Annotated in this window: 22 protein-coding genes; 15 read left to right on the forward strand and 7 right to left on the reverse strand. The window is 70.0% G+C overall.

Features of this window, described 5'->3' with window-relative positions; genetic code table 11:
- Window positions 1-21 precede the first annotated feature (21 nt).
- The 4 genes from ACFHYQ_RS10655 to ACFHYQ_RS10670 are packed head-to-tail and all read left to right on the forward strand — an operon-like array spanning window position 22 to window position 3694.
- Complete coding sequence (locus ACFHYQ_RS10655; protein ID WP_394300950.1) at window positions 22-1377, forward strand: phosphomannomutase/phosphoglucomutase; 1356 nt, start codon at window positions 22-24, stop codon at window positions 1375-1377.
- Window positions 1378-1381: 4 nt separating this feature from the next.
- Complete coding sequence (locus ACFHYQ_RS10660) at window positions 1382-1561, forward strand: Trm112 family protein (protein WP_204019145.1); 180 nt, start codon at window positions 1382-1384, stop codon at window positions 1559-1561.
- Window positions 1558-2724 carry an SIS domain-containing protein gene (locus ACFHYQ_RS10665; protein WP_394300951.1) on the forward strand — a complete coding sequence of 389 codons (1167 nt, stop codon included), beginning with the start codon at window positions 1558-1560 and terminating at the stop codon, window positions 2722-2724. The genes ACFHYQ_RS10660 and ACFHYQ_RS10665 overlap by 4 nt, the downstream gene beginning before the upstream one ends.
- Window positions 2725-2758: 34 nt before the next feature.
- Window positions 2759-3694, forward strand: a complete 936-nt coding sequence (locus ACFHYQ_RS10670) for a cation diffusion facilitator family transporter (protein WP_394300952.1) — start codon at window positions 2759-2761, stop codon at window positions 3692-3694.
- A 124-nt stretch (window positions 3695-3818) separates the two neighbouring features.
- On the opposite strand, the gene ACFHYQ_RS10675 is transcribed toward ACFHYQ_RS10670, so the two are convergent.
- Window positions 3819-4151, reverse strand: coding sequence for a MerR family transcriptional regulator (locus ACFHYQ_RS10675; RefSeq protein WP_394300953.1), 333 nt, complete (start codon window positions 4149-4151; stop codon window positions 3819-3821).
- 172 nt (window positions 4152-4323) lie between these two features.
- Between ACFHYQ_RS10675 and ahcY the strand changes: the two genes are divergently transcribed.
- Window positions 4324-5751 (forward strand): adenosylhomocysteinase, encoded by a 1428-nt coding sequence (gene ahcY / locus ACFHYQ_RS10680; RefSeq protein WP_394301104.1) that lies wholly within the window; start codon window positions 4324-4326, stop codon window positions 5749-5751.
- Window positions 5752-6087: 336 nt separating this feature from the next.
- The gene (locus tag ACFHYQ_RS10685; protein ID WP_394300954.1) at window positions 6088-7368 is read left to right on the forward strand and encodes an adenosylhomocysteinase; all 1281 of its coding nucleotides are present in this window, start codon (window positions 6088-6090) and stop codon (window positions 7366-7368) included.
- A gap of 154 nt (window positions 7369-7522) precedes the next feature.
- Here ACFHYQ_RS10685 and ACFHYQ_RS10690 read toward each other — a convergent pair whose 3' ends face one another.
- Window positions 7523-8419, reverse strand: coding sequence for an RDD family protein (locus ACFHYQ_RS10690; RefSeq protein ID WP_394300955.1), 897 nt, complete (start codon window positions 8417-8419; stop codon window positions 7523-7525).
- Between the two features lie 68 nt (window positions 8420-8487).
- On the opposite strand from ACFHYQ_RS10690, the gene ACFHYQ_RS10695 reads away from it, so the two are divergent.
- The 4 genes from ACFHYQ_RS10695 (at window position 8488) to ACFHYQ_RS10710 (ending at window position 12568) form a co-directional block, all read left to right on the forward strand.
- The gene (locus ACFHYQ_RS10695) at window positions 8488-9480 is read left to right on the forward strand and encodes a stage II sporulation protein M (protein WP_394300956.1); all 993 of its coding nucleotides are present in this window, start codon (window positions 8488-8490) and stop codon (window positions 9478-9480) included.
- 159 nt (window positions 9481-9639) lie between these two features.
- A complete protein-coding gene (locus ACFHYQ_RS10700; RefSeq protein WP_394300957.1) occupies window positions 9640-10368 on the forward strand; it encodes a GOLPH3/VPS74 family protein in 729 nt (242 codons plus the stop codon).
- A gap of 131 nt (window positions 10369-10499) precedes the next feature.
- Entirely contained in the window at window positions 10500-11978 is a 1479-nt protein-coding gene (locus ACFHYQ_RS10705) for an APC family permease (protein ID WP_394300958.1), read from the forward strand.
- A complete protein-coding gene (locus ACFHYQ_RS10710) occupies window positions 11975-12568 on the forward strand; it encodes a GNAT family N-acetyltransferase (protein WP_394300959.1) in 594 nt (197 codons plus the stop codon). The genes ACFHYQ_RS10705 and ACFHYQ_RS10710 overlap by 4 nt, the downstream gene beginning before the upstream one ends.
- 157 nt (window positions 12569-12725) lie before the next feature.
- Here ACFHYQ_RS10710 and ACFHYQ_RS10715 read toward each other — a convergent pair whose 3' ends face one another.
- The 5 genes from ACFHYQ_RS10715 to ACFHYQ_RS10735 all read right to left on the reverse strand — a co-directional run bounded on the left by ACFHYQ_RS10715 (window position 12726) and on the right by ACFHYQ_RS10735 (window position 18787).
- The gene (locus ACFHYQ_RS10715) at window positions 12726-14135 is read right to left on the reverse strand and encodes a DUF58 domain-containing protein (protein ID WP_394300960.1); all 1410 of its coding nucleotides are present in this window, start codon (window positions 14133-14135) and stop codon (window positions 12726-12728) included.
- Between the two features lie 170 nt (window positions 14136-14305).
- Window positions 14306-15385, reverse strand: a complete 1080-nt coding sequence (locus ACFHYQ_RS10720; protein ID WP_394300961.1) for an AAA family ATPase — start codon at window positions 15383-15385, stop codon at window positions 14306-14308.
- Window positions 15386-15393: 8 nt separating this feature from the next.
- Window positions 15394-16650 (reverse strand): DUF4350 domain-containing protein, encoded by a 1257-nt coding sequence (locus ACFHYQ_RS10725; protein ID WP_394300962.1) that lies wholly within the window; start codon window positions 16648-16650, stop codon window positions 15394-15396.
- Window positions 16647-17369: a DUF4129 domain-containing protein gene (locus ACFHYQ_RS10730; RefSeq protein ID WP_394300963.1), complete on the reverse strand. Its 723-nt coding sequence runs from the start codon at window positions 17367-17369 to the stop codon at window positions 16647-16649. The genes ACFHYQ_RS10725 and ACFHYQ_RS10730 overlap by 4 nt, the downstream gene beginning before the upstream one ends.
- Window positions 17366-18787 (reverse strand): DUF7847 domain-containing protein, encoded by a 1422-nt coding sequence (locus ACFHYQ_RS10735; RefSeq protein ID WP_394300964.1) that lies wholly within the window; start codon window positions 18785-18787, stop codon window positions 17366-17368. Before ACFHYQ_RS10735 ends, ACFHYQ_RS10730 begins: the two co-directional genes overlap by 4 nt.
- Before the next feature lie 334 nt (window positions 18788-19121).
- Here ACFHYQ_RS10735 and mtrA point away from each other — a divergent pair, with 334 nt between their 5' ends.
- From mtrA to hpf, 5 genes are all read left to right on the forward strand, one after another.
- Window positions 19122-19799: an MtrAB system response regulator MtrA gene (mtrA, locus tag ACFHYQ_RS10740; protein ID WP_055478012.1), complete on the forward strand. Its 678-nt coding sequence runs from the start codon at window positions 19122-19124 to the stop codon at window positions 19797-19799.
- A gap of 15 nt (window positions 19800-19814) precedes the next feature.
- The gene (gene mtrB, locus ACFHYQ_RS10745; protein ID WP_394300965.1) at window positions 19815-21566 is read left to right on the forward strand and encodes an MtrAB system histidine kinase MtrB; all 1752 of its coding nucleotides are present in this window, start codon (window positions 19815-19817) and stop codon (window positions 21564-21566) included.
- On the forward strand, window positions 21556-23355 hold the full coding sequence (locus tag ACFHYQ_RS10750; RefSeq protein WP_394300966.1) for an LpqB family beta-propeller domain-containing protein: 1800 nt from the start codon (window positions 21556-21558) through the stop codon (window positions 23353-23355). The genes mtrB and ACFHYQ_RS10750 overlap by 11 nt, the downstream gene beginning before the upstream one ends.
- Before the next feature lie 69 nt (window positions 23356-23424).
- On the forward strand, window positions 23425-24198 hold the full coding sequence (locus tag ACFHYQ_RS10755; protein WP_394300967.1) for a ComF family protein: 774 nt from the start codon (window positions 23425-23427) through the stop codon (window positions 24196-24198).
- A 514-nt stretch (window positions 24199-24712) separates the two neighbouring features.
- Window positions 24713-25405, forward strand: coding sequence for a ribosome hibernation-promoting factor, HPF/YfiA family (gene hpf, locus ACFHYQ_RS10760; RefSeq protein WP_394300968.1), 693 nt, complete (start codon window positions 24713-24715; stop codon window positions 25403-25405).
- Window positions 25406-25441 lie beyond the last annotated feature (36 nt).

Consider the following 25441-nt stretch of genomic DNA (forward strand, 5'->3'; position numbering starts at 1 on the left):
ACGACTTTTAGGGGCTATGCGGTGGCCGACCTCACCAAGATCTTCAAGGCGTACGACGTGCGCGGCGTGGTGCCGGACGAGCTCAACGAGGAGATCGCGCAGGCCGTCGGGGCGGCCTTCGTGGAGGTGACCGGCGCCGGGTCGGTGGTGATGGCGCACGACATGCGGTCCTCCTCCGGTCCGCTGGCCGCGGCCTTCGCCCGGGGTGCGACATCCCGGGGCGCCGATGTGGTCAATGCGGGCCTGGGCTCGACCGACATGCTCTACTACGCCAGCGGCAGCCTCGGCCTGCCCGGCGTGATGTTCACCGCCAGCCACAACCCCGCCCAGTACAACGGCATGAAGATGTGCCGCGCCGGGGCAGTGCCCATCGGTACGGACACCGGCCTGATCGAGATCCGGGATCGGGCGGCCGAACTGATCGGCAGCGGTGGAACCAGCGCGGCCGGTGAGGGCACGGTGAGCGAACAGAGCCTCCTCGGCGGCTACGCCACCCACCTCAAGACCCTGGTCGACCTGTCGGGGATCCGGCCGCTCAAGGTCGTGGTCGACGCGGGCAACGGCATGGGGGGATACACGGTTCCCGAAGTCTTCACCGGCCTGCCGATCGAGCTGACCCCGCTCTACTTCGAACTCGACGGCGGCTTCCCCAACCACGAGGCCAACCCGATCGAGCCGGAGAACCTGCGTGACCTGCAGAAGGCGGTCGTCGAGCACGGCGCCGACATCGGCATCGCGTTCGACGGCGACGCGGACCGGTGCTGGGTGATCGACGAGCGGGGCGAGTCGGTCTCACCGTCCACGATCACCGCGCTGGTCGCGGTCCGTGAGCTGGCCAAGCACCCGGGTGCGACGGTCATCCACAATCTGATCACCTCCCTGGGCGTGCCGGAGATCGTACGAGAGCACGGCGGCGTCCCGGTCCGTACCCGTGTCGGGCATTCGTTCATCAAGGCGGAGATGGCCCGTACGGGGGCGGTCTTCGGGGGCGAGCACTCCGCCCACTACTACTTCCGCGACTTCTGGTTCGCCGACTCCGGCATGCTGGCGGCCCTCCACGTGCTCGCCGCGCTGGGCGAGCAGGAACGGCCGCTGTCGGAGGTCCTGTCGCGCTACTCGCGGTACGCGTCCTCCGGGGAGATCAACAGCAGGGTGGCCGACCAGGACGCGGCCCTCGCCAGGGTGCGCGGGACCTTCGCCGGCCGTGAGGGCGTGACCCTCGATGAACTGGACGGTCTCACCGTCAGTGGTACCGGTTGGTGGTTCAACCTGCGGCCGTCCAACACCGAACCGCTGCTGCGGCTCAACGCGGAGGCGGCGGACGAGACGATGATGGCGGCCGTGCGCGACGAGGCGCTCGCCGTCGTGAGGAGCTGACGAGTTGAAGATCGACGACTGGTTGCTGGACATCCTGGCCTGCCCGGCGTGCAAGTCCCCGCTCCGCGTCGCCGCGGACGCCGATGCGGACGAGTTGTCGTGCACGTCCGACACGTGCGGGCTCATCTATCCGGTGCGCGACGACATCCCGGTTCTCCTCGTCGACGAGGCCCGCAAGGTATGAGCGGCGCCGGAGGGGCGCCCGGCCGGAGTTTCGAGCCTGACCGGCTCGACGACCAGTCCTGCCTTGTGGAGGGCGACCCCGCCGGCATGCTCAGGGCCGTCGCGTCGTCGGCCGCCCAGGTCCGCACGGCGTACCGCTCCGCGCGGGAGGCGGAGGTGGCTCGCGTCGCCGCGGACGGCAGGCCACGGGCGATCGTGGTGGCCGGGGTGGGGGCCTCGGCGCTCGCCGGCGAGGTGCTCGAGGCCGTCTGCGGGAACGGCGCGCCGCTGCCGATCGTGACAGTGCGCGGCTACCGGTTGCCGGGCTGGGTCGGCGCCGCCGACCTGGTCTGCGCCGTCTCGCGCTCGGGCCGTACCGAGGAGACGCTCGCGCTGGCGGCCGAGTCCGTACGGCGCGGCTGCCGGATGATCGGGGTCGGCCCGGTGGGCACGCCGCTTCGCGACCTCGTCGTCCGGGCCGGCGGGCCGTACGTGCCGGTCTCCGGATCGCCGGGTCCTTCGCGTACGGCGCTGTGGGAGCTGGCGGTTCCCCTGGTCGTCGCAGCGGCCTCGCTGGGCCTGGTGGAGGCGGGGGAGGACGTGTTCGAGTCGATGGCCGGGCGGCTCGAGGACATCGCCCACCGGTGCCGGCCGTCGAGTGAGTCGTTCATCAATCCCGGCAAGACGCTGGCGATGGAACTGGCCGGCAGCGTCCCGATGATCTGGGGCACCTCGCCGCTGGCGCGGGTGGCCGCGCACCGGCTCGCTCGTCAGCTCAGTGAGAACGCGAAATATCCCGCTGTGTGGGGTGAGATCCCCGATGCGAGCCATGACCAGCTCGCCGTGCTCGACGGGCCGCTGGCCGGGCGGGAGCTCTTCCACGATCCGTTCGCCGACGAGCCGGACGGGTCCGGCGGACCGAGCGCCCGGCTGCGGCTGTTCCTGCTGCGTGACGCCGAGGAGCATCCGCAGGTCGTGAAGTGCCGGACGGCGTCCGTACGGCTCGCCGAGAACCGCGGTGTGCCGGTGTCCGAGATCCTCGCCGAGGGCGCCCACCCACTGGAGCGCCTGGCCACGCTGGTCGGCTTGGGAGACTACGGCAGCGTTTATCTCGCCATGGGATATGGCATCGACCCCACCAACGTGCCCGCCGTGATGGAACTCCAGGCTCGGGTTTCCCCATAAGATCTCCCGTGGCCGAATTTCTGAGGAGTTCCACGTGAGTGCGGGTGGCGGTACCAAGGCGATCATCGCGGCGCTGGCCGCGAACCTGGCGATCGCGGCGGCGAAGTTCGTGGCGTTCGCCTTCACCGGGTCGTCGTCGATGCTCGCGGAGTCCGTGCACTCCGTGGCCGACTCGGGCAACCAGGCGCTGCTGATGGTGGGGGGCAAGCGCGCGGCGCGCAAGCGCACCCGCGAGCATCCCTTCGGCTACGGGCGGGAGCGGTACTTCTACGCCTTCGTGGTGGCCGTGGTGCTGTTCACGATCGGCGCGCTGTTCTCGCTGTACGAGGGCTGGCACAAGATCTCCGACCCGCATCCGGTGGCCTCGCCGCAGTGGGCCTTCGGCGTGCTGATCTTCGCGATCGCGGCGGAGGGGTTCTCGTTCCGGACCGCGATCAAGGAGTCGCGGGGGCACAAGGGCGACGAGACGTGGGTGTCGTTCGTCCGCCGGGCCAAGGCCCCCGAGCTGCCGGTCGTGCTGCTGGAGGACCTGGGCGCGCTGCTCGGCCTCGTTTTCGCGCTGTTCGGCGTGACGATGGCGGTGATCACCGGTAACGGCGTGTGGGACGGCGTCGGCACTCTCGCCATCGGCGCCCTGCTCGCGGTCATCGCGATCATCCTGGCCCTGGAGACCAAGTCGCTCCTGATCGGCGAGAGCGCGGCGCCCGAAGTCGAGGAGCGAATCTGCGCGGCAGTGGAAGAGGCACCGGAGATCGACAGGGTCATCCATCTGCGGACGCTGCACCTGGGGCCGGAGGAGCTCCTGGTCGCGGCGAAGATCGCGGTCCGGCACGACGAGACGGCGGCAGAAGTGGCCCGGGGGATCGACGAGGCCGAACGGCGCATTCGCGCGGCCGTACCGATCGCCCGAGTCATCTACCTCGAGCCCGATCTGTACCGCGCGAACGCCCCTGATCCGGACCGGGTCTGATCACGCGTCTTCGCCGGGCCGTACGCAGCCGGTCTCGTAGACGTGGATGACCGCCTGGCGCGGTCGTGCAGGGCCCCAGCTTCGCCGGCACCCGGGCCACGCGGTGACGGCGATCGCGGCTTCCTTACCGGCCCCTCAGCAGGCGGAGGGCCTTCTCCTTCTCGAAGTCCAGTGCCCGGCGCGGCGCCGGGATCCGGCCGATCCGCACGCCCAGGTCCCGGACGGCCTGGCCGACGGCGGGCTCGGCCAGCGCACGCAGCGCGAAGGCCAACTCGGCGGGGGAGACGTCGAAACGGCGTTCCAGGTCCATCGCCTGGCGGACGGCGGCCAACTCCTCGGGCCCGAACTGCCGGTGAGCGCCCCGATCGCGGATCGGCGGCAGCAGCCCGAGCGCCTCCCGGTAGCGCAGCATGCGGGGGGACAGACCGAGCCGTCTGGCGGCCTCCGTGATCCGCATCGAAGCCACCACCTCCAGTTCCTTTTCGCCCACGCTAGACGTTTCCGGGCCGTTGCGGGAGCCGTACGAGCGCAATCCTCACATTCTTGTGTCAGGTTCGCATGTGATCGGATGCACGGGGTGGATCGCGCCGCCTAAACTCGCTGCGACGGACAATGGAGGGATGACACTCATGGACTTCAAGGTCGCCGACCTTTCGCTTGCGGACTTCGGCCGCAAGGAGATCCGCCTCGCGGAGCACGAAATGCCGGGACTTATGGCGACCCGGAAGGAATTCGCCGCGTCGCAGCCGCTCAAGGGCGCCAAGATCATGGGCTCGCTGCACATGACGATCCAGACGGCCGTGCTGATCGAGACGCTCGTCGCGCTCGGCGCCGACGTCCGCTGGGTGAGCTGCAACATCTTCTCCACTCAGGACCACGCCGCGGCCGCGGTCGTCGTCGGCCAGAACGGCACCCCTGAGAACCCCTCCGGCGTACCGGTCTTCGCCTGGAAGGGCGAGACGCTCGAGGAGTACTGGTGGTGCACCGAGCGGGCCCTGCAGTGGCCGGACGGCTCCGGCCCCAACATGATCCTCGACGATGGCGGCGACGCCACGCTGCTCGTGCACAAGGGTGCCGAGTTCGAGAAGACGGGCGCGGTGCCGACGGCGGGCGAGGACGACCCCGAGGAGTGGGCGATCATCCTCGACACGCTGCGCCGCACCGTCGGCCCCGACAAGCGCTGGACCAAGATCGCCGAGGGCATCAAGGGTGTCACCGAGGAGACCACCACCGGCGTGCACCGGCTGTACGAGATGCACCGTTCCGGGCAGCTCCTCTTCCCGGCGATCAACGTCAACGACTCGGTCACCAAGTCCAAGTTCGACAACAAGTACGGCTGCCGCCACTCCGTGATCGACGGCCTCAACCGGGCGACCGACGTGCTGATCGGTGGCAAGGTCGCGGTCGTGTGCGGTTACGGCGATGTGGGCAAGGGCTGCGCCGACGCGCTGCGCGGTCAGGGAGCCCGGGTCATCGTGACCGAGGTCGACCCGATCTGCGCGCTTCAGGCGGCCATGGACGGCTTCCAGGTGACCACCCTGGACGACGTCGTCGGCACCGCGGACATCTTCGTCACGTGCACCGGCAACTACAACATCATCACCGCCGACCACATGTCGAAGATGAAGCACCAGGCGATCGTCTCCAACATCGGGCACTTCGACAACGAAATCGACATCGCGGGGCTCGCCCGCATCCCGGGCATCGTGAAGGAGGAGGTCAAGCCCCAGGTGCACACCTGGACCTTCGCCGACGGCCACTCGATCATCGTGCTCGCCGAAGGCCGCCTGATGAACCTGGGCTGCGCCACCGGTCACCCGTCGTTCGTGATGTCGAACTCGTTCACCAACCAGGTGATCGCCCAGATCGAACTGTTCGCCAAGACCGAGAACTACCCGACCGGCGTGTACGTGCTGCCCAAGCACCTGGACGAGAAGGTCGCTCGGCTTCATCTGGACGCGCTCGGCGTCAAGCTCACCACGTTGAGCAAGAAGCAGGCCGAGTACATCGGCGTCGACGTCGAGGGCCCCTACAAGCCCGACCACTACCGCTACTAACCGACCACCCCGCCCACAAGCGCACCCACCCACCCGCGCACCCACCCACCCGCGGTGATCTTGCAGTTTCTCGCAGGTATAGGGCGTGACCTGCTCCGATCCCTCTCGTGATCTTGTAGTTTCTCGCACACGAGATGGTTTCCGCTGGTCAGATGGGGTGTCATTACTCCGTGATCTTGCAGTCCGAAATTCCGGACTGCAAGATCACGGAGGACGTTCTCGCTGGTGGTAGCACCTGACTGCGAGTTTCTGCAAGATCATGAATGGGAAAACCGCAGGTGGGCAAGGGTAGCTGCGAGTTTTCGCAAGATCACGCCCGGGGGGTGGGTCAAGAACATGCCCTGGGAGGTTGGGGTGGTGGCAGAGGGGATCGCCGAGGCGGGAGAGCGCCGGATCGGATGGGCGGCCAGGGCCATGCCGGTGCTGACCGCGCTGGGGGAGCGGTTCGCCGGAGAGCGGCCGTTCGACGGCGTGCGGATCGCCGCCTGCCTGCACGTCACCGCCGAGACCGCCGTACTGCTGGGGGCGCTCAGGGCCGGTGGTGCCGAGATCGCGCTGGCCGCCTCCAACCCGTTGTCCACCCAGGACGATGTCGCGGCAGCCCTTGAGACGTACGGCATAGCGGTACACGCCCGGGCGGGAGTGGACAGGGGCACCTACTACCGGCATATCCACCAGGCACTGGACATCTCCCCGAACATCGTGCTCGACGACGGGTGCGATCTGGTCAACATCCTCCACACCGAGCGGGTGGAGTTGCTCGACACGGTCGCCGGCGGCTGTGAGGAGACCACGACCGGCATCATCCGGCTCCGCCAGATGGCCTCGGAGAACGCCCTCCGATTCCCCGTTGTCGCGGTCAACGACACCCGTACGAAGCGGATGTTCGACAACCGGTACGGCACCGGCCAGTCGACGCTCGACGGCATCATGCGGGCGACCAACGTCCTGCTGGCCGGCCGTACCGTCGTCGTGGCGGGTTTCGGCTTCTGCGGACGGGGAGTCGCCGAGCGGGCCAGGGGGCTGGGCGCGCGGGTGATCGTCACCGAGATCGACCCGGTGAAGGCGCTGGACGCCACGCTGCAGGGGTACGAGGTCCAGCCGATGGGCCGGGCCGCCGAGATCGGCGACGTTTTCGTGACCGTCACCGGAAACCGGGACGTGATCCGCGCCGAACACCTGGCCGACATGAAGGACGGCGCGATCCTGGCCAACGCGGGGCATTTCGACGTCGAGATCGACGTGCGCGCACTGGAGGAGTCGGCGACCGCCGTCCGCTTCGGCATCCGCCCCAACACCGACGAGTACGTCATGGCCGACGGCAGGCGGCTGCTGCTCCTGTCGGAGGGTCGCCTGGTCAACCTCACCGCGGCCGAGGGACATCCGGCGGCGGTCATGGACATGTCGTTCTCGGCTCAGGCCCTCGCCGTCGCCTGGCTCGCCCGCTCCACCTGGCTCGCCGAGGAGTCCGTACGGCTGCGGCCCGGCGTCCACGACGTACCGGCCGAGATCGACGCCGAGGTGGCCCGGCTCAAGCTCGCCGCGACCGGCATCGAGATCGACATCCTCACCGACGACCAGGAGCACTACCTCCACTCCTGGCGCCTCGGGTCATAGACGAGGACAGGCGCGGCCGGAGGCGACCTCTCCCTTCGCGGTCCGGCCGCGCCTGTCCCAACCCCACTGCAGGCACTGCCCCAAGGGCCTGCGAACGTCACAGGTGCCCCGCAAGCAGGGAGATACACCCTCTGCTGGCGACAAATCCGAAAAATCAGGCCGGGGGAACGAATCCCCCAGATGTCGGCCCCGGATCGTGGGCCGCCGGAGCGGGCGTGGTTCCATACGCCCCAGAAGTGCCGTACGCCCCAGAAGTGCCGTACGCGAACGGCGTTCCGTACGCGGGGGGCATGGCGGAACGGCGGGCCTGCGCCCGGGTGAGGCGGATCTCGGTGCGGCGGCGACGTTCGGCGAGGACGGCGGCGAGGTAGGCATGCGGCGGAACGCCCGGCGGGGGCGGCGGGGTGACGCGGGACATCACCTGGGCCGAGATCCGCGTGCCCATCTCGTGCTGGACGGCGGGGGTGAGCTGGTGCCAGCGTGAGAGGTACTGCCGGGCCGCGCCCGCCAGCTCGTCGGTGAGCTGGGAGAGCTCAAGTGTGGCCGCCCAGGAGGCGAGGTGCGGCGGCATGACCGGTGGCGGGCTCTGGCGTGGCCCGCGCTCCCCGATGACGATGGTCCCGGAGAAGACGTCGCCGAGCCGTTTGCCCTTCTCGTTGGCCAGCGAGGTGATGAGCGCCGGGGCTCCGGCGAACATCCAGAACTCCACGAACCCGGCGAGCCCGCGAAACAGTGCCTGCCGGAAGCGTTCGGGGCCGCCGTCGTCGCTCACCACCCGAAGGCCGAGTGCGAGCTTGCCGACGCTGCGGCCTCTGCTGATGGTCTCGAACGCGACCGGACAGGCCACGATGACGAGCACGGTGAGCAGGATGTTCAGGCCCATGGCCAGCGCGTCGTCGACGATGGGGGAGGCGTACGCGACGAGCAGGTAGACCCCGATGAGCAGGGTCATCTGGATGAGCCAGTCGATGAGGAACGCCAGGGCGCGGCTGGAGAGCTGGGCGACCCGCACCTCGACGACGACGGCCTCGCCGGTCACGACTTCGGACACACTGCGCACCCTATCTCCACCGCATCTCTACCGCCCTGATCGTCTCCGAGCCCGATAAGGTCCGATGCGTGGACATGGATGCGTTCGTCGCCGTGAACGGTCCGGTTTGGGACCGGCTCGACGAGCTGGTACGGCGGCGCCGGAGCCTTGACGGAGCCGAGGTCGACGAGCTGATCGAGCTCTACCAGCGGGCGACCACGCACCTGTCCATCGTCCGGTCCGGTTCGGCGGACGCGATGCTCGTCGGCCGGCTGTCGTCGCTGGTCGCGCGGGCCCGCTCGGCGGTCACCGGGGCGCACGGCCCGGCATGGCGGGAGGTCGTTCGGTTCTTCACGGTGTCGTTCCCCGTGGTGGCCTACCGGGCGTGGCGGTGGTGGCTCGGCGCGGCACTCGGGTCGCTCGCCGTCGCATATGTGCTCGCCGTGTGGGTGGTGAAGGACCCCGCGGTACAGACCGTCCTCGGCACTCCGGAGGAGATCAGGCAGCTCGTCGAGCGCGATTTCGCCGACTATTACTCCGAGCATCCGGCGGCCTCGTTCGCCGGCCAGGTATGGGTGAACAACGCCTGGGTGTCGCTGCAGGTCGTCGTCTCGGCGATTCTGCTCGGGCTGCCGATTCCGTGGATTCTCTGGCAGAACGCCGCGAACCTGGGAATCATCAGCGGGCTGATGCACGCCCACGGCAAGGCCGACGTGTTCTGGGGACTGATCCTGCCGCACGGCATGCTGGAGTTGACCGCGGTCTTCCTCGCGGCGGGGGTCGGCATGCGGCTCGGCTGGACGGTGATCGACCCGGGCCCCCGGCGTCGAGGGGAGGCGCTGGCCGAGCAGGGCAGGGCCGTGATGAGCGTCGCCCTGGGGCTGGTCGCCGTGCTGCTGGTCTCCGGGCTGATCGAGGCCGGGGTCACCCCGTCGGGCCTGCCCACGTGGGCGCGCATCGCGATCGGCGCGCTGGCCGAGGTGCTCTTCCTCACGTACGTGATCGTGTTCGGCCGCCGCGCCGTACGCGAGGACGAGACCGGTGACATTGAGGAGGCCCCCGACCTGGCCCCTACGGCCTGACGTCGTTCCTGACCAATTTAGGTAGCCCGAAATTCGGACATTCGAGTCATCCGTATTCTGACCAGTTTTGCCAGTGATGTCAGGGGTAGCAGGTGGCAAAACTAGAATTTAATTCACAGGGCTGACAAACCCGACATTCGGGCTATACGATCGCCTCTCGTGACTGGAGCCGATCTTTCAGGTCCCCTCCTGGCCAACGATCTCTACTTCGTCATACATGACGACAGAACGGGCCGGATGCGGCTGCATCCCCGGCTGACCGGGCTCGGTCTGGCCGCTGCCATCGTGGGTGAACTGATGCTCGCCGGGTGGATCACCATCCGGCTCGCCGCGGGTCAGGCGCGGCTCGCCCCGGTCGGCACGCCTCCCGGAGGCGTCGTCTCCGCGCCGGGTACGGCCCCGCGAGGCACGATGACGGCCGGTGCGGCCGGTGCGGTCGGCGTGGCGCCTCTGGCCGACGTGGTCACGCGGAGCGCGCTGGCCCACATCGCCGCCGAGCCGGCGCATTCCCTCCAGACCTGGCTGCAGTTCCTCGCCCGTACGGCTCACGCCGACGTGGCCGCCCGCATGACGGAGGCCGGGCTGCTGCGGCGTCCCCCCGGCAGGCGGCTGCCGCGCCGGGCCCGGCCGCAGGCTCCCGTCGATCCCAACACGGCACTGTGGCCGGTCGGCCGTCTCAACCTCGCGATCCAGCGCGGTCAGCGACTCGACACGCGCGAGGCGCTCCTGCTGGGGCTGGTCGTCGCGACCACGGTCGCCCGGACAGTCCTGTGGGAGCCGGACTCGAGACACCTGTCCGACTCGATCGCCACCCTCCCCGCGCCGTTCCGGGAGCTGATCGCCCAGACCAAGGCCGCTGTCGGCGACGCCGTCATCAGCCGCCTGTGAAAGTCCCCCTCTGAAAGTCCCCCTGCCAAAGTGCCGACTGCCAAAGTGCCGACTGCCAAAGTGCCCCCTGCCAAAGTGCCCCCTGCCAAAGTGCCGACGAAAACCGACACCCCTCTCCACGGAGTTTCCGCATGTCCCTGACAGAGCACAGAACTACGAGCGCCGTCTCGGCGGCGCTGGCCAAAGACCGCCTCGGCGTGCCGTCCGTGGTGTTCTTCGTCATGTCGGCGGCGGCCCCGCTGCTGGTCACCGCCGGCGTGGTGACCACCGCCTACGCCGTGACCGGCGTGACCGGCGTTCCGCTGGCGTACATCCTGCTCGGCGCCATTCTGGGGCTGTTCGCCGTCGGATTTGTGACGATGTCCCGCTACGTGGTGAACGCGGGCGCGTTCTACGCGTACACCGCGAAAGGCCTCGGCCGGCCGGTGGGCGTGGCGACCGCCTGGGTCGCGCTGCTGGCCTACAACGCACTCGTGCTGGGCCTCTACGGCATTATCGGGTCGGCCGTCGAGCCGCTGCTCGGTGACTGGTTCGGGATCTCGCCGCCGTGGTGGCTGATCGCGCTGGTCTTCTGGGCGCTGACCGGGGTGCTCGGCCTCATGCGGGTGGACGTGAACGGGAAGATCCTGGCAGTTCTGCTGCTGTCCGAGATCGCCTTCGTCATCGTTTTCGACATCGCGGACTTCTTCCACCCGGCCGCCGCCACCGGCTTCAGCCCGGAGATCTTCAACCCCGGCAACTTCTTCGCCCCCGGCTTCGGCGCTCTGCTCGCGATATGCGTCGCGTCCTTCTCGGGTTTCGAGTCGTCGGTGGTCTTCGCCGAGGAGACCAAGAACCCGAAGCGGACGGTGCCGCTCGCGACCTACCTGGCGCTCGCCGTCATCACCGTTCTGTACACCATCTCGTCGTGGGCGATGATCGTGCCGGTCGGCACCGATGAGATCGCAGAGGCGGCCGGAGAGCAGGGTCCCGGTCTCCTGTTCGGCCTGGCGGAGCAGCACCTGGGGTCGACGATCTCGACGATCGGCTCGGTCCTGTTCGCGACCAGCATCGTCGCGGCGATGATCGCCTTCCACAACACGACCTCTCGCTACATTTTCGCGCTCGGCCGGGAGAACGTCCTGCCCGCGGCCTTCGGCCGTACCCACCCGCGGACCGGCGCCCCGTTGCTGGGATCGCTGACCCAGAGTGTCCTCGGGCTGGTGGCGATCGTCATATACGCGATCTTCAGCTCGGATCCGCTGGTCGAGATGTTCTTCACCCTGGGCTCGTTCGGCGGCTTCGGCCTGTTGGTGTTGCTGACGGCCACCTCGGTCGCGGTGTTCGCCTTCTTCGCCAAAAACCCCGGCCTGAAGAACGCCTGGCGCACCCAGATCGCCCCGGGCATCGCCTCGGTGCTGCTGTTCTGTGTGCTCGGACTCGCGCTGATCAATTTCGACAAGATTCTCGGCGTGGAGCCCGACTCCCTGCTCCGCTGGCTCCTGCCCGCCCTGTACCTCCTCGGCATCGGGCTCGGCGTCGCCTGGGCGCTGTTCCTGCGCGCCAAACGCTCAGAGATCTACGCCAACATCGGCCTGGGCGCCCAGGCCGCGGTCAGGAGGAGCAGTTGAGCGAGATCATCCGGATCAAGCCCAGCTCGGAGGCGGCCGACACGGTCGGCGCGATCATCGCGGAGTCCTTCCACGACCTCGCGGTCTCGAACTGGCTCGTCCCGCCGGACGACGTCCGTCGTCGGGTGCTGCCGCCGCACTTCGCCATGTTCGTCGAGCACGCCTTCACCTACGGCGAGGTCTACGCGACGGCCGACATGTCCGCGGTCGCGGTGTGGTTCGACAACATCGCCTCGCCCATCCCCGAGATCCCGGACATCGGGCCCCGCATGGAGGTGCTCGCCGGTCCGCACGCCGAGCGCTTCGGGCTGCTCGGCGAGGCGATGGACAAGCATCATCCGCACGAGCCGCACTGCTATCTCGGGTTTCTCGCCGTGCTGCCGAACCGGCAGGGTCAGGGACTGGGCAGCGAGCTGGTGGCCGAGCACCATCGCAGGCTCGATGAGCGGGGGACGGCCGCGTACCTGGAGGCCTCCAGCCCCCGCAGCCGCGAGTTCTACCTGCACCACGGCTACGCGGACCTCGGTGAGCCGCTGATCCTGCCCGGCGGCCCGCCCATGTTCCCGATGTGGCGCCCCCCGGCCTCCTGAACTCTTTTAACCGTCCCGTACGGAGGCTCAACGTGAAGGAAGCTTCCGTACGGGCACCGGGAACGGGCACCGCAGCGCTCGCCGAGCATTTCGACGGCGTCGCCATTCCACCTCACCGGACCCACAGCTCTGGGTTCTCCGATCCATGCGGCTGCCCTCAGAGGCGGCCGGCGGCTTTGAGGGCTAGGTAGGTGTCGGCCAGGGCGGGGGCGATGTCCTCGGGGAGCGCGTCCACGACCTCGACGCCGTGTCCGCGCAGCAGTGCGGTGATCCTGCGTCGCTCCCCGCGCAGCCGTTCGGCCGCGGCCGCGTCATACACGCGCTCGGCCGTGCCCCGGCCGGACGCCATCGCGGCCACCCGGGGGTCGGCGACGGCGGCGAGCAGGACGAGGTGGCGGGACGAGAGCTGGGGCAGCACCGGCAGCAGGCCTTCCTCCAGCGCGGCCGGGTTGAGGTCGGTGAGCAGCACCACCAGGCAGCGGCGGCCGGCCCTGGCCAGCACGGCCGACACCATGCCGGACGCGTCGGACTCGACGAGCTCCGCCTCGATCGGCGCCATGACGTTGACCAGTGAGGAGAGCAACTCGGTCCGGGACGCCCCGGACAGCGACGCGCGGACCTTCCGGTCGTAGGCGAGGAAGTCGACCCGGTCACCGGCGCGGGAGGCGAGCGCGGCCAGGAGCAGCGCGGCGTCCATCGACCAGTCCAACCTCGGCCACCCCGCTTCGGGACGACCCGCGAGATCCGCCGCCGAAGGCCCGTCCTGCCCCGCTTGACGGCCGTCGGACTTCCCGTGGCCCGTCGATGGTTCACCGGCGAGCGGGATCGGTGCGACACCGACACGGCCCGCGGACGTACGCCCCGTGTCGAGGACGATCAGCACCCGCCGGTCGCGCTCGGGCCGCCAGGTCCGTACGACCACGTCGGCACGCCTGGCGGTGGCCCGCCAGTCGATCGACCTGACATCGTCGCCGACCACGTACTCTCTGAGCGAGTCGAACTCGGTGCCCTGGCCGCGCACCAGTGCGGGATGGTTGCCCTCGAGCTCCTGCAGCCTCGCCAGCCTGCTGGGCAGATGTCTGCGGCTGAGGAACGGCGGCAGCACCCGGACCGACCACGGCACCCGGTGGGCGCCCTGCCGCCCGGCAAGGCCGAGCGGCCCGAGCGAGCGGACCGTCACGGTGACCGCCTCGCGGTCGCCCCGCCTGGTCGGAGTCAGCGTCGTGATCAGTCGCCGCCGTTCGCCGCTCGGCACCGCGAACCGCACCTGGCGGGGCCTCGCCCCCGCCGAGGGCGGCCATGCGTCGCGCAGCACACCCCGGACCCGGCGGCTGCCGGGGTTCTCCACGATCAGGCCGATCTCGGTCGACCGGCCGAGCCGTACCAACCGTTCGCCGTCCCGGCCGAGCCGCAGCGCGCGCACGCTGCCGGCGAGCAGCAGGTCGATCACGATGAGCGCGGCGATCAGCATCGCGAACCCGGCCACGGCGAGTCCCGGCCGCGGCGCGAACAGCACCGCGACGGCGCTCAGCGCGGCGAGCAGGCCAGCGCGTCCGGTCAGCGCCACGACGCCGCGGTTCCGGTCGTTACGGCTGCCGCCTCCTGGTGCATGATCACGAACTCCATCTCCGCGGGTCAAGGCTATTGCATGCGATTATCTGCAAGATCACGCACAAGAAAAGGCCTGGTCGTGGCGTTTCCTGCGAGCAACTGCAAGATCACGGGGGGTGGCGGGGGTCAGCGGGGGACCGGGACGGTGGCGAGGATGCCGTCCAGGATGCCGTCGGGGATGGCGCCCTCGAGCTCGGCCTCGGGCCGGAGCTGCACGCGGTGGCGCAGCGCGGGCCGGGCCAGGGCCTTGACGTCATCCGGGGTGACGTACGTCCGCCCTGACAGCCAGGCCCACGCACGGGCCGCCGCGAGCAGCGCGGTCGCCCCTCGAGGAGAGACGCCGATCCGCAGCGACGGCGACTGGCGGGTGGCGCGGGCGAGGTCCACCACGTACCCGAGCACCGCCGGCCCCACGTGAACCTGCTTGACGGCGTCGCGGGCCGCCGCCAGGTCGGCCGGCGTGGCGACCGCCTTGATCGCGGAGAGGTCGCGCGGGTCGAAGCCGAGCGCGTGCCGCTCCAGCACGGCGATCTCCTGCTCCCTCGGTGGCAGCGGCACGGTGATCTTGAGCAGGAACCGGTCGAGCTGCGCCTCGGGGAGTTGGTAGGTGCCCTCGTACTCGATGGGGTTCTGGGTCGCCGCCACGATGAACGGATCGGGCAGCGCGCGGGCCGCGCCGTCCACGCTGATCTGGCGCTCCTCCATCGCTTCCAGGAGGGCCGCCTGGGTCTTGGGCGGGGTGCGGTTGATCTCGTCGGCCAGCAGCAGGTTCGTGAAGACCGGCCCCTCCCGGAACTCGAACTCCGCGGTCTTCGCGTCGTAGACGAGCGAACCGGTCACGTCACCGGGCATCAGGTCGGGGGTGAACTGGATCCGCTTGAAGTCCAGCGCCAGCGCGGAGGCCAGCGTGCGGACCAGCAGGGTCTTGGCCACACCGGGGACGCCTTCGAGCAGCACGTGCCCACGGCACAGCAACGCGATGACCAGGCCGGTGACGACGGCGTCCTGGCCCACCACGGCCTTGGCCACCTCGGCGCGCAGCGCGGCGAGCGCCGCTCGCGCGGCCTCGGCCCGCTGCTCGTCCGATCCCGCGACGGACCCGGCTGAGCCGTCGGATCCGGCTGAGCCCGATGACGGATCGCCCGAGTATCCGGGCGGTCCCGAGGGTCCCGAGGGTCCGGGGGTCCCTGGGGATCCTGGGGACATTGGTGCGGTCAAGAGTCTCGAACCTGCCTTTCGAGTCTGTCGAGGTGTTCGGCGAGCGCCACCAGGCCGGCGTCGTCCGTCGGCGCCGGGCCGTACAGCGCGGCCCACACCTGCTGGAGATCCTCCCCGGCCCGTACGGCGACGGCCGCCGCGACCTCGTCGGGCGCCGCGGTGGCGGGCAGTCCGAGGCGCGGGGTGATCCGGTCGGCGGCAGCGGCCCGCAGCGCGAGCGCGGCTCGGTCACGTGCCCGTCTGGCCCGATAGAGCCGCCCACGTCCCTCCACGGTCTCGGACGCCCGCACGATCACGGGAAGGCGCTCGACCACGACCGGGCCGAGCCTGCGCCCGCGCCACACGGCGACCAGGGCCACCGCGACGACAAGCTGAAAGACCGCCCAGTTGACGCCGTCCGGAACGAGGCCGCCGAGCGACCGCGCCTCCGTGGGGTCGTCTGATCCGGATCCATCCGTACCCGGGTCAGCGGCGCCCGGGGGAACGAGCCAGACCAGCCGCCGTTTCGCCCCGGCCAGGTTGATCGCGAGCGCGGCGTTGCCGTCCTCCGAGAGCCGGAGGTTGGTCATGAAGTCTCCGTCGCCGACCACGGTGATCGTGCGCCCGTCCAGGACGTACCGGACCAGGGTCGGGTTCCCGGCGGCGGGATAGCAGCCGATGGACCCGGCCGGCCCGGTGAACGAAATGCCGCCCAGGTACGCGCTGCCGGCCCGGGTCGCCTCGCGCAGCCCGCACTCCGGGTCGCGGGACCTGGTCCGTGTGCCGCGCTTCTTGGGCGTGACCCCGCTCGCGAGGATGTCCAGGTGCGCCGCCCGACCTACGATCAGGCGGTCGGCCGGGGATGCGGCCAGCCGCCTCGCCCCCGTCGCGGTCACCTCGCCGGCTTCGGTGACGAGGAGCAGGCTGTCGGAGCCGGCCCGGGCCAACGCGGCCGAGACGCTGTCGACGCGCTCGACGGCGACACCGTGATCCGCGAGCACGTCGGCGAGGGCCCGGGCGCCCGCCAGGGACGTGTCGGCGGGATCCAGGTAGTGGCCGCCAGCCTCGCCGGACGGCGTCAGCAGTACGGGCACCACGGCGGCCGCCACCACGATGATCCCCACCAGCAGGACCCCGCGCAGCCGACGCCATCGCCCGGTCTTCACCACGGCCGTTCCCGCCGTCGCCGGCGGTACGGTCCGCGTCGCGTCTCCCGCCTCGGGCCGCGCCGACCGGCCGGCCGGCGCGGTGTGCTCGCTCGTCCGGGTGCTCACGTGGCCGCGTCCAGCGAGATGCGGGCCTTGCGGAGGCTGTCGTCGAGAGCGGTGAGGGTGAGATATGCCTGCCGCGTCCCCGGCACGTCGCCGTACGCGATGTCGTCGAAGACGCGCGCCGCCTGCCGCAGCGCGGCGGCGTGTGACGGCAGCGCCGTGCCCGCCGTCTCGGCGAGCTCCATCGCGGTACGGCCGGGCAGCGGGCTGACGATGGCGCGTTCCTCGAGGTCGCGGGCGATCGCGCGGAGCCGCTCCTGGACGGCCGCGCGCCAGTTCCCGTCGGCGGCGTGCCGCCCCGCCGCGGCCCGGTGCTCGGCGGCGGTCAGCTCCGCCTGGTCGAAGACCGCGCCCTCACCGGTACGGCCGCCGCGCGCCATCCGCCGCAGGGCCCACAGCAGCAGCGCCGCCAGGACGACGAGGATCACCACGATGACGATGAGCGACATGACGCCGCCCGCCGAGTTCGTTCCGGCGTCGAGCAGATCGCCCAGGAACTCGTCGAACTTCCGCCAGAGCCAGTCGACCGGCGACTCCTGCTCGTAGCCCGACCGCAGCAGCTTCCCCTCCGCCTCCTGCCGAGCCTGGTCGCGTCCGATGTCGACGGGGGGCCCGATCGGCGACGCGATCGGCGACGCGAACGGCGACGCGGTCAGCGGCCCGACCAGTGACACGAACAGCGGCACGACCGCCGACAGGACTGCCGACGGGGCCGGCGTCACGGTCGGGGCCCCTGATATGGCGGCCCTTCATACGGCGGCGATCCGGCGGTCGCCGCCTGGGCGGCGTTCGACGGGTGCCACAGGTCGTCGACGCTCGCGTGCACCCACCCCTGCGCCTGGTTCTGCGCGGCCGCGGTCTGCAACACGAGGTCGAACGCCTCGGCCCGCATCCGCCGGTCGGCGTACAGCAGGCCGTTGACCCCCGCCTGGAACGGATATGTGATCATCGAACCGAGGACGCCGCCGATGGCCACCAGCAGAGCTCCCAAGATCGCCGACGCCGTCGTGCCCTCACCCAAGAACCCGAGCAGGGTCCCGGCGAGGCTGAAGGGGAACGAAAGCACCCCGCTGACCACTCCGACGAGCAGCGTGGTCAGCAGCAGGATGCCGAGCACCCGCCACGAATCACCCTTCACCAGCCGCCACGACCGGCGCATCGAATCGGTCACGCCGAGCCCTTCCAGCACGACGGAGGGGGCGGCCAGGGCGAGTTTCGTCTGGAAGAACAGCACGTAGGGGAGGTAGAGCACGATGAACAGCAGTATGAAGAGGAACAGCGCCCCCAACGAGGAACCGCTCAGGTCATCGAGCGAGCCGCCCATGCCGAGCGCCACGAACGTCGCGATGGCCACCAGCAGCGGAGTTAGGAGGATGAGCCCCTGGAGCAGGACCAGCCCGAGCAGGGCGGGCACCCTCGACCTCGCCAGCCGCCACGCCTCGCCGGCCGTGATGCGCCCGCCGAAGACGGCGCGGCCGAGCACCCGGGTGAGGATGCCGGTGAGGATCGTGGTCGCGAAGAACGAGATGACGAGGGAGACCAGTGTGCCGACGAGTTGGGCGACCTGCCCGGAGGGCAGGGTCCCCGCCGTCTCGACGGCGTCCATTCCGCCATTGAACGTGCCGTAGTCCCGCAGGACGATCCCCTGGCCGACCGCGACCGGGATCGTGCTGATCGCGGCCACGACGGCCGAGAGGCCCAGCGTCGCCTTCGGATTGGACCGGATCAGCTTGATCGAGCCGTCGAGGATGTCGCCCAGGGCCAGCGGGCGCAGCGGAATGATGCCGGGCCGGGGCGCCTGAGGCGGCGGGCGGAAGCCGTACGGCCCGGACTGGCCCCCGTACTGCTGCCCGCCGTAGCCGTACGGACCGGGTCCCTGCCCGTACGGCGACTGCCCGTACGACTGCTGGTTGTACGGCGGCTGCTGGTTGTACGGCGGCTGCTGGGGGCCGGGACCGCCCGGGTAGGGGGCGTCGGGGTGGGGGTTGCCCGAGTGAGGGTTGCCGGGGTCGGGGGAGGCGCCCGGCCGTTCCTGACCGCCCGGCGAAGCCCAGGAGGCGGCGGCTCCGCCGTACGGCGGAGGTTGTTCGGCCGCCCAGCCGGACGGTTCGTCGGAGGTGGGATCGGGGGCGTCTGTCATGTCCCAATCCTGGCATGATGTACGGCCAGCCGCACGGCGATGCAGCGCCCGCCGAGACGTTCGGCCCCTCGTGGCCAGGGTTCCCCTGCGGCCCGGGTTCCCTCGCGACCCGAGCGCCCGGAGCGATGCGGCGGCCCAAGATCCAGGTCGAATGTCAAGGGAAAACCAAGATCCTGACCGTATCCGGTCAGGTAATCGCGCATCCGTCGTTCTGGGCCTAAACTGCGTCCTCTGTGATGGTGGTGTTACCCCCAAGTGGCGACCACGGGTAACCTTCCTGTGAAACCCGTGACAATCACCCAAATCTCCCAAAGCGTAGAACGAATGAGGGGCCATGAAAGGACGCGTGCTGGTCGTCGACGACGACGCCGCTCTCGCCGAGATGCTCGGCATCGTCTTGCGCGGGGAGGGTTTCGAACCGTCGTTCGTGTCCGATGGTGACAAGGCGCTGGACGCTTTCCGGGACACCCGGCCCGACCTCGTCCTGCTGGACCTGATGCTGCCCGGCGCCGACGGCATCGACGTCTGCCGCCGCATCCGCGCCGAGTCCGGGGTTCCCATCGTCATGCTGACGGCCAAGAGTGACACGATCGACGTGGTGCTCGGCCTGGAGTCCGGCGCCGACGACTACATCATCAAGCCCTTCAAGCCCAAGGAGCTCGTGGCTCGCGTCCGCGCGCGGCTGCGCCGTACTGACGAGCCGACCCCGGAGATTCTGCAGATCGGCGACATCACCATCGACGTGGCCGGCCACTCGGTGAAGCGGGGCGAGGAGACGATCAACCTCACGCCGCTGGAGTTCGACCTGCTGGTCGCGCTGGCCCGCAAGCCGCGCCAGGTGTTCACCCGCGAGGTGCTGCTCGAGCAGGTCTGGGGGTACCGGCATGCCGCCGACACCCGGCTGGTCAACGTGCACGTCCAGCGGCTCCGCGCGAAGATCGAGAAGGACCCCGAGCACCCTGAGATCGTGGTGACGGTCCGGGGTGTCGGCTACAAGGCCGGCCCGGCGTAACACCTCACCTCCGGCATGTCCGCCTCCGCCGCCAGGTCCCGCCGCCGGACCCCGGGCCAGATCGCCCGGGGGGTGCGCAGGCGCGCCCGCCGCGCGGCGGGCAGGTTGCGGCGGAGTTGGCGGCGCTCGCTGCAGTTCCGGGTGGTGACGAGCACGCTTGTGCTGTCGATGGCCGTCGTCGTGGTGCTGGGGGTGTTCCTCATGCAGTCGATCACGACGTCGGTGCTGCAGGGCGCCCTGCAGTCGGCCAGGGAGGAGGCACGGGCCAACGTCACGACCGCGATCGGCTACCTCACCCCGCCGTCGCCCGACCTGACCGACGCGCTGCCGGACGGCGACGCGGAGGGGGAGGCCGGCGACCTGGTCGGGGAGGCGGTCGACGCGCTGGTCGATCGCTCTGGTGGGCGCTACGACATCGTCACCTTCAATGAGAGCAAGGTGGGCCAGGCCCGGGCCACCGGCGCGATCGACTGGTCGAGCGTGCCCGACACGCTGCGCGCCAAGGTGCAGCGCAGTGAGGAGGGCGTGCTCGTCGAGCAGAACACGAAACTTCGCTATCTGGGCGACAAGCAGCGGGTGAGCGGCATCGTCATCGGCGCCAGGGTCAACGGGACCTACGAGATCTACCACCTCTTCCCGCTGGGTGAGGTGGAGACCACGCTTCTCGCCGTACAGCGCATTGTGATCGGCGCGGGCGCGGCGCTCGTACTGCTGCTCGCCGGGATCGCCTCCCTGGTCACCCGCCAGGTGGTCACTCCGGTGCGGCTCGCGCGGCAGGCGGCGGAACGGCTCGCCGCCGGGCGGCTGGAGGAGCGGCTCAAGGTGCGCGGGGAGGACGACCTCGCCCGGCTGGCCACCTCCTTCAACGAGATGGCGTCCAACCTCGCCCTGAAGATCCACCAGCTCGAGGAGCTGTCCCAGGTCCAGCGGCAGTTCGTCTCCGACGTCTCGCACGAGCTGCGCACCCCCCTGACCACCGTGCGCATGGCCGCCGACCTGCTCTACGAGAGCCGGGAGGACTTCGATCCCGCGGCGGCGCGCTCTGCCGAGCTCATGCAGAACCAGCTCGAACGGTTCGAGTCGATGCTCGCCGACCTGCTGGAGATCAGCCGCCACGACGCGGGCGCGGCCACCCTCGATCTCGAGCCCGCCGACATGCGCGATGTCGTCCTGCGCGCGGTCGGCGACTCCGAGGCACTGGCCGAACGGCAGTCCACCAGGTTCGAGTTGCGCCTGCCCAGCGAGCCGTGCGTGGCCGAGGTCGACAGCCGCAGGGTCGAGCGGATCCTGCGCAATCTGCTGTTCAACGCCATCGAGCACGGCGAGGGCAGGGACATCGTGGTCACCCTCGGCGCCGACCGCGACGCGGTGGCGGTGGCCGTACGGGACCACGGGGTGGGGCTCAAACCGGGCGAGGAGATGATGGTCTTCGACCGGTTCTGGCGGGCCGATCCGTCGCGGGCCAGGACCATCGGCGGCACCGGGCTGGGGCTGGCCATCTCACGAGAGGACGCCATGCTGCACGGCGGCTGGCTGCAGGCGTGGGGATCGCCGGGCGAGGGCAGCCAGTTCCGCCTGTCGCTGCCCAGGGCGGCCGGGGCCCCGCTCAGGGGATCGCCGCTGCCGCTGGTGCCGCCTGAGGTGGAGATGCGGCGCTCGTGGCGGGGGCACGGCACCCCGGTCCTGGCCCCGGCCATCGGGGTGATCGCGGAGGTCGGCATCGGGGTGCGGGAGACCTCGGACGCGGGCGGTTTCGATGTCTCCTAGGTTCCCGAGGACCACCGCTACGGCCGCGGCGTTCGCCATACTCGCCGCGGGCACCGGCTGCGCCACCGTGCCGACGAGCGGCAGTCCGCACCTCGTCGACGAGGACAGGGCGAGGGACACGCTGAGCCAGCAGTACGTCCGCCTGATCGCCGAGCCGCCGAAGAAGGACGCCTCGCCTGAGGACGTCGTCAAGGGTTTCCAGGCGGCCACCGCGAGCTTCGACGACCCCCGCCTGACCATGGCCAGGCGTTACCTGACCGCCGACGCCTCCCAGAAGTGGAAACCCTGGAAGCAGACGAGGGTCTACGACGAGGGCAAGTTCTCGGGCCCGATCCGCTCGCTCAAAGACGCCAAGGACGCCACCGTCACGCTCAAGGGGACGGCCGTGGCCACCATCGGGTCGGAGGGTAACTACACCCCGGCCACCGGCATGGTGGAAGAAACGTTCCGTCTGGTCAGGGGGGATGACAAACAGTGGCGGATCGCCCAGCTGCCCGACGGGCGGCTGCTGTCCCGTCACGATCTCGAGCGAGCCTATCGCCGGGTGGACCTGTGCTTCCCCCCGGCGACCCCGGTCAACGGGCTCGTCGTCGACCGGGTGTGGGTGCCGATCATCCCGGGCAGGGGGCTGCCCGAGACCCGGGTCCGCCGGTTGCTCGCCGGTCCGAGCGAGTCGATCAGAGGCGCGGTCGCCACCGCCTTTCCCGGCGGCACGGAGCTCAACCGGATCACCGTCGAGGGCGGTGACACACTCGTCGTCGACTTCACCTCCGCGGTGGAGTCGGTCTCCGACAACGAGATCGATGCGATGAAGGCCCAACTCGTGTGGAGTCTGGGGGAACTGGCGACCGGCTTCACCGTCGAGATCCGGGTCAACGGCGAGCCCTTCCGCGGCATCGGCCTCCGCTTCAAGCTGCCGGACTACGCCCAGTTCGACCCGAATGTGGTCACAGCCCAGGCGCAGGTGTACTTCATGCGGGACGGCAAGTTGCACCGGGTGAAGGACAAGGGCGGCGGTGACCCGGTCCTGGGCGCCGCGGGCGAACAGGATGTCCAGTTCACCGCCCCTGCCGTCTCCGGGGACTACCAGCCCAGGATCGCCGCGCTGGTCAACGGCGACGGGGTCTACGTGACGGGTACGGCACAGGGCGGCAAGTGGCAGCGGTGGATCGCGGGCAGGGACCTCACCGGCCCCTCATGGGACCGCTATGGATCCGTGTGGGCCGCCGAGCCGGTCGGTGAGGGCAAGACCCGGGTGTGGCAGGCGACCCAGGGGCAGGCGCGGCGGGTGGGCATTCCCCCCGCTTTGGCGAACGGCCGCATGAACGCGTTCCGGGTGTCGCGTGACGGCACTCGGGTAGCGGTGATCATGGACGAGGGGCGCGGCACCACGGTGAAGATCGGCACGATCTTCCGGATCGGCCGGCAGGTCAGAATCGACAACGTGCGGACGCTGGTCGAGGCCCAGGACCGTCAGAAGATCAAGGCCATCGCCTGGCGGGACGCCGCCGACCTGCTCGTGCTCTCCAAGGGCAAGGGCGGCCAGGATCTCGCCACCTGGTCTGTCATGGAGGGCAAGCCCGCCGAGGAACCGGCCATCAAGCTCGACGCCCAGGCCGAGATCGTCTCGATCGCCGGCGCCCCCGATCACGTGCTGGCCGGGACGGACATCGACAGGGGCGAGTCGGGTCCGGGACACGGTGAGGTGCGCACCTACAGCGGCGACAAGCGGGAATGGACCATGCTCGCCAAGGACGGCGCCGCCGACCCCGTCTACCCCCTCGGCTGAGCTGTTTCCGCGCCGGGGCGCGCCCCGGGAGCAGGCTGTCTTGTCGGTGGCGGCTGGCACGGTAGGGCCGTGCTCGCGGCCCTTCTCGACCTCGTCATCCCATCTCGATGCGCCGGCTGTGATGAACCGGGATCGGTGGCGTGCCGTGCCTGTACGGCACAGCTGCTGCGGGATCCGGCTCCCCGTCCGCCGGATCCGCCGCCGCCGGGTCTGCCGGAATGCTGGTCGGCGACCGCCTATGACGGTGCGGCACGCCGCATGATCCTCGCCTTCAAAGAGCACGGCCGTACGGCTGTCGCCCCGATCCTGGGCGCCTGCCTCGCCCGGGTGACCGCCGCGGCCCTGACGACGTCGGCCGAGTGGGCCGACCGGGGGCCTCGGCCGATCGCGCTGGTCCCGGTTCCGAGTGCCCGTGCCGCGTCGCGGAAGCGGGGTCATGATCCGGTCCGGGCTGTCAGCAGGGCCGCGGCAGAGGAGTTGCGCGCACTGGGCCTGCCGGTCATGTCCGCTCCGATGCTCCGGCAGGTGAGACGGGTGGCCGACCAGGCGGGGCTCAGTTCGACGCGGCGCGCCGCCAACCTGTCGGGCGCGTTCGAGGTGGTGCCCGGCCGTACGGGGCTCCTGGCGACGCTCGGGAGCCGGGGAGCGGTGGTCGTTCTGGTCGACGACATCGTCACCACCGGATCGACGCTGGCCGAGGCGGCCCGGGCGATCCGGCTGGCCGGAGTCAAGGTGCCGCTGGCGGTGACGGTCGCCGCGACACGCAGGAAGGACCGTCAGGGCCGAGGCCGACACGCCCAGGGAGCAAATCGGCGAACTATGACAGAGAGTAAAGATGGGTAAAAACCCTCCATGGCTAAGGGGATACATCTCTGTGTCAACCTCGGGGCGATTCTCCTGGTCGGAGCATCGGAGGGGGCGAGATCCCAGGTGATTCCGGTGTCTTGGCGGGATGTTTCACCGGTCTCATCTGAAACGGAGCTAACGCAAAGTGATCGTCTGCCGGACCCCGTGGCTGACATTCCTGCCGCCAGCGGCTAGCGTGCAGACATGGCACCCGTTCGGGTCCGTGGTTGCGCCGGGCCGACTCCGTTCAGGGGTCCGGCCTGGCTAGCCGATGCCAGCCGCAGGCGAAACGGTCCACGTAAGGCGACTCTTGGTCGGCCGATCACGGTGCGGCTTAGAAGTAAGTCCTGCCCTCCCGGTAGGTCAGATGCCTTCCGTCAGGGGAGAAGGGCATTAGTGGCAAGTGAGCTGCGAACCCCTCAGCAGGCGAATGTGGGGACGAAGACCAGGTCGGCCGGACGGGTGCTTCGAGCGCTGTGTAGCACAGTCGATGTGCGAAGGGGGGCTTTGCGTGGAAATCATCGTCAAGGGACGGCACACCGCAGTGAGTGACCGATTCCGTGATCAAGTGACTGCCAAGCTGGCCAGGATCGAACGACTGGACAACAAGCTCATCCGCGTAGACGCGGAGGTTTCCCAACTGCCCAATCATCGGCAGAGCGGTCACCGGGAACGGATGGAACTGACCGTCTACTCCCGGGGGCCGGTGATCCGCGCGGAGGCGTCCGCGGACGACCGGTTCGCTGCCCTCGACATCGCGCTCGCCAAGCTGGAGGAGCGGCTGCGGCGGCTGCGGGACCGCAGGAAGATCCACCGTGGGAACCACCCCATGCCCCCCCTCGGCGCATGGACCGCCACCTCGGCGGAGGATGCGGCGCAGCGGATCCCACTGCCGGAGCCGCGTCCGTCGGTCGAGGCCGAAGCGGAGCCGGTGCCGGTCACCGAGGCGCGAACCGGCGCCCGGGAAGAACAGGGTGGCTTCGCGGACTCCGTCGTCCCGATCGAGATGGACGGCGACGGCCCGCTCGTCGTCCGCGAGAAGTTCCACAAGGCCGAGCCCATGACGATCGATCAGGCGCTCCTTGAGATGGAGCTCGTGGGCCACGACTTCTTCCTCTTCCGCGACAAGGAGGGAGACCTGCCCAGCGTCGTCTACCGGCGGCGCGGCTACAACTACGGAGTCCTCAGGCTCGTCGAGGGGTAGTCCCTGCCGGATGCGGGCCGGACCACGTCCATCGGG

Source organism: Sphaerimonospora cavernae (genome assembly GCF_042435035.1).
GTDB classification, from domain to species: Bacteria; Actinomycetota; Actinomycetes; order Streptosporangiales; family Streptosporangiaceae; genus Sphaerimonospora; species Sphaerimonospora cavernae.

Bases quoted from the DNA above. Each gene is read 5' to 3' on its own strand.
- ACFHYQ_RS10665 (WP_394300951.1), top strand. From the start codon at position 1,558: ATGAGCGGCGCCGGAGGGGCGCCCGGCCGGAGTTTCGAGCCTGACCGG.
- ACFHYQ_RS10675 (WP_394300953.1), bottom strand. From the start codon at position 4,151: ATGCGGATCACGGAGGCCGCCAGACGGCTCGGTCTGTCCCCCCGCATG.
- ahcY (WP_394301104.1), top strand. From the start codon at position 4,324: ATGGACTTCAAGGTCGCCGACCTTTCGCTTGCGGACTTCGGCCGCAAG.
- ACFHYQ_RS10685 (WP_394300954.1), top strand. From the start codon at position 6,088: ATGCCCTGGGAGGTTGGGGTGGTGGCAGAGGGGATCGCCGAGGCGGGA.
- ACFHYQ_RS10705 (WP_394300958.1), top strand. From the start codon at position 10,500: ATGTCCCTGACAGAGCACAGAACTACGAGCGCCGTCTCGGCGGCGCTG.
- ACFHYQ_RS10720 (WP_394300961.1), bottom strand. From the start codon at position 15,385: ATGTCCCCAGGATCCCCAGGGACCCCCGGACCCTCGGGACCCTCGGGA.
- ACFHYQ_RS10735 (WP_394300964.1), bottom strand. From the start codon at position 18,787: ATGACAGACGCCCCCGATCCCACCTCCGACGAACCGTCCGGCTGGGCG.
- mtrA (WP_055478012.1), top strand. From the start codon at position 19,122: ATGAAAGGACGCGTGCTGGTCGTCGACGACGACGCCGCTCTCGCCGAG.
- mtrB (WP_394300965.1), top strand. From the start codon at position 19,815: ATGTCCGCCTCCGCCGCCAGGTCCCGCCGCCGGACCCCGGGCCAGATC.
- ACFHYQ_RS10750 (WP_394300966.1), top strand. From the start codon at position 21,556: ATGTCTCCTAGGTTCCCGAGGACCACCGCTACGGCCGCGGCGTTCGCC.